The following is a 467-nucleotide window of genomic DNA, read 5'->3' on the forward strand; positions in this document are numbered from 1 at the left end:
GTCTACTCCAGTGATAGCGGACATCCCGACGCCAAATGCGGTCAGCGATGCGACGAATCCAACAACGGCCGTCGTCTGGCATCACAAACATCTCCGATTAAAGGATCAGGAAGCGGTTTCACGGCCGATCGCAGACAGCGATGTGACTGCGAGGAACGGCGCGGACAGTTCTGGGCACGCTACGAGCGTCGCCGGCTAGCGGCTGCCAGCGAGCTTCGGCGTCAAACAATCGCGAAGCGAGCGTCCTTTTCTGGGGGATGCAGTGCGGCCCGGGCGATGGCGGCTAAACACGGGCCTCTGTCTCCGCTCATGACAACTGCCCTCCAAGCAGACGCCAATTCAGCGGGTAAAGACAGTCCTGCCCCGGCAAAATTATACGAAAAAGAATTATTAGCTAAGTTGATAGTGGTATGTGAACACAAGATGTCCCGAAGATCTCGGCGGGGTATAGTCGCTGGTCTTACTAC

1 protein-coding gene is annotated in these 467 nt (G+C 56.7%); it reads left to right on the forward strand.

The window, feature by feature from the left end:
* Positions 1 to 199 (forward strand): hypothetical protein (locus tag EXE50_RS17590; RefSeq protein ID WP_206750614.1); only part of this gene is annotated, 199 nt, incomplete at its 5' end.
* Between the last annotated feature and the right edge of the window lie 268 nt (positions 200 to 467).

The sequence above is a fragment of the Halorubrum sp. ARQ200 genome (genome assembly GCF_005435115.1).
GTDB lineage: Archaea > Halobacteriota > Halobacteria > Halobacteriales > Haloferacaceae > Halorubrum > Halorubrum tropicale.